Source organism: Microbacterium sp. Bi128 (assembly GCF_918698205.1).
Genome location: NZ_CAKKMM010000678.1, coordinates 1 through 2,684, shown reverse-complemented (window position 1 = coordinate 2,684; position 2,684 = coordinate 1). Strand labels below are relative to the sequence as shown.

The 2,684-nt window shown below is 70.9% G+C and carries 3 protein-coding genes; 1 reads left to right on the top strand and 2 read right to left on the bottom strand.

Annotation, left to right across the window (positions count from 1 at the left end; all coding sequences use genetic code 11):
• Nucleotides 1-848 (bottom strand): DMT family transporter (locus LQV45_RS24745; protein ID WP_230009257.1); only part of this gene is annotated, 848 nt, incomplete at its 3' end.
• A gap of 41 nt (nucleotides 849-889) precedes the next feature.
• On the opposite strand from LQV45_RS24745, the gene def reads away from it, so the two are divergent.
• The gene (gene def / locus LQV45_RS24740) at nucleotides 890-1,456 is read left to right on the top strand and encodes a peptide deformylase (protein ID WP_230009256.1); all 567 of its coding nucleotides are present in this window, start codon (nucleotides 890-892) and stop codon (nucleotides 1,454-1,456) included.
• Nucleotides 1,457-1,462: 6 nt separating this feature from the next.
• Here def and LQV45_RS24735 read toward each other — a convergent pair.
• The coding region (locus LQV45_RS24735) for an SGNH hydrolase domain-containing protein (RefSeq protein WP_290370310.1) at nucleotides 1,463-2,684 on the bottom strand (1,222 nt) is incomplete at its 5' end.

Below are 2,684 nucleotides of genomic sequence, written 5' to 3'. Positions count from 1 at the left end.
GCCCAGGCGGGAGCCGTCGAGGCCTCGCCGAGGACCGACAGGCCGATGAGTACCGCGACGATGGGGTCGATCACCGTGAGCCCCGCGATCACCAGGTCGGGAGGGCCGACCGAGTACGCCGTCTGCACGAAGTACGCGCCGACACCGACGGCGGCGAGGAGCGCCACGAGGCACAGCAGCGTCAGCCAGTCGAAGTTGCCGGCCTGGGCGCGGCTGATGACGACCTTGGCGAGGGTCGCGACGAAGCCGTAGATGACGCCCGCGGCCATGATGTAGAACAGCGCCTGCGCGCGGCGACGCACCAACAGCCAGAAGCCGCCGAAGACGATGACGACCACGGCCAGGATGCCGAGGATGATCAGCAATTCGCGCGACGTGATCTCGTGCTCGGTCGCGAAGAAGGCCGCGATGGTCACGAAGATGAAGATGCCGCCGACGCACGCGGCGATCGCGATGAGCGACTGACGCGTCGGTTTGTGATGCGTGACGCGCGCGTTGAGGATCGTCGTGATCACCAGGGCGATCGCCCCGAGAGGCTGCACGAGGATCAGCGGTGCCACCGACAGCGCGGCGAGCTGGCACGCGATCGCAAGGCCGAGCATGACGGTTCCCGCGACCCACGACGGACGCGTCAGGAGCGACTTCATCTGTGCGCCGGAGAGGCCGCCGGTGGTCTTGCCGGACAGGCGCTCCACCTTCTGCACGCCGCGGTGCTGGTACTGCGCGCCGAACGACATGAACACCGCACCCAGCAGGGCGAGGGGGATGCCGAGCAGGATGCGCGGATCGCGGAAGACACCGACGAGCTGGTCGATACCGTCGGTGAGGGAGACATCGAGCGGGATCACCCTCCGACGATAGCCGCCGTCCTCACGATTAGGCTGGTGACGTGGCCGTTCTCCCGATCCGCATCATGGGCGATCCCGTGCTGCATGCTCCCGCTGTCCGCGTCGACGAGATCACGGACGAGATCCGCACCCTCGTCGCCGACATGTTCGAGACGATGGATGCCGCTCCCGGCGTGGGCCTCGCCGCTCCCCAGGTGGGTGTCGGCCTCAGGCTCTTCACGTACTCGTACGAAGACGACGAGGGGCAGCCGTGGCGCGGCGTCGTCATCAACCCCGAGCTGTGGATCCGTCCGCTCGAGCCCGGTTTCCCCGACCCGGAAGAGGAGTCCGAGGGATGTCTGTCGTTCCCGGGTGAGCGCTTCCCGCTGCGCCGTTCGGATGCCGCGATGCTCACCGGCGTCGACCTGGACGGTGAGCCCGTGCGCATCGAGGTCTCGGGGTGGCGTGCCCGCATCCTGCAGCACGAGTTCGACCACCTCGACGGCGTCCTCTACGTCGACCGCCTCGACGAAGAGGACAGCCGGGTGGTCTCGAAGATCGCCCGCAAGCGCAAGTGGGGCAAGCCGGGCGCGTCGTGGATGCCGGGCGTCGACGACATCGACGCCTGAGGCGACTCAGTACAGACCGCGTGCCTGCAGCTCCTGCTGCAGGATGGGAGCCAGACGTTCCGCGAACGCGGGGGTCAAGTGGGTCTCGTCGTAGCGAACCGGAGTGTCGCCCGCGAAAGCGGGGCACACGTTCTCCCAGCACGTGAACGGCAGCGCGTTCACGGCGGCGTTGCCGGTCGCTGCGGCCTCCGCCTCGGTGGCCGCCTCCATCTGCATCCAGACATCGTCGACCGCGGCCAGGCACGCGGACGGTCCCGTCGTGGGTGAGTAGCAGCGATCCAGGTCGGCGCCGTGCGGCGGCGGCGCGAGGAACACCGTCCGCCCCGGGGGTGCCCACGGCCCCACCTGCGCGAACGTCGATGCGGCCAGCCGTGCCGCGTCGAGGGTCTCGCCGTCGACCGAGCGGCCGAGGGTGAATGCGTTGGACACGATCACGAGGTCGGCGGGATCGGCGGCGATCATCGCCCGCACCTGTTCTTTCCGCGAGCCGCACGCCGCGGCGACCGCGGGATCCCGGCTCTCGACCGCGACGTCGGTGAAGCGGCATCCGTACATTCCCACCGTGGTCGCGCGCCACGCTCCGCCGCTCTGCTCGGCGAGAGCGGCCAGCGTCGGCGCGTACGCCATCGCGCTGGAGTCGCCCACGAGGTAGACGTGACGGGATGCCGCCGGGTCGCCGAACGTGCAGCGGGCGGGGTCGGGCGCGACGTCCGGGGTGAAGCAGTCGTGCGCGCGATTGTCGGACGAAGATTCCCGGATGACCTCGTCGAGACCGGGATGCAACTCGGGCCAGGTGTCGGCGGTCACGGCGGCGGCCAACTGCGCCTGCAGCGTGGGCAGCGCCTCAGCGACTTGCGCCGGGTCGGGAGCGGCCACCGTCGTGGTGCCGGGGAGGTGGAGGACCGGGGCACCGTACGCGGCGAAGACGGCGAGCACCGTCGCGCCGGCGCCGATCGTGAGCACCGCGGTGGCCATGCCCATGCGCGCGCCGAAACGCTCCCGCCACGCGGCCCACGTGGCGGTTCGCGACGGGGCGACGGCGGGCGCCGGTTCGGCCGGGATCGACGGCGTGCGGACGGGCTCGGGCGGGACGACGGGGACTGCTTCCACGACCGGCAGCGAGTCCGACTCGGCGAGCCGGGGACGCGACCCGGGGTAGTAGCGCTGGCCGGGCACCCAGCCGGCGGGACGGGAGGCCAGGGCCGCGGGTCGCGTCGCGGGCGCCGGG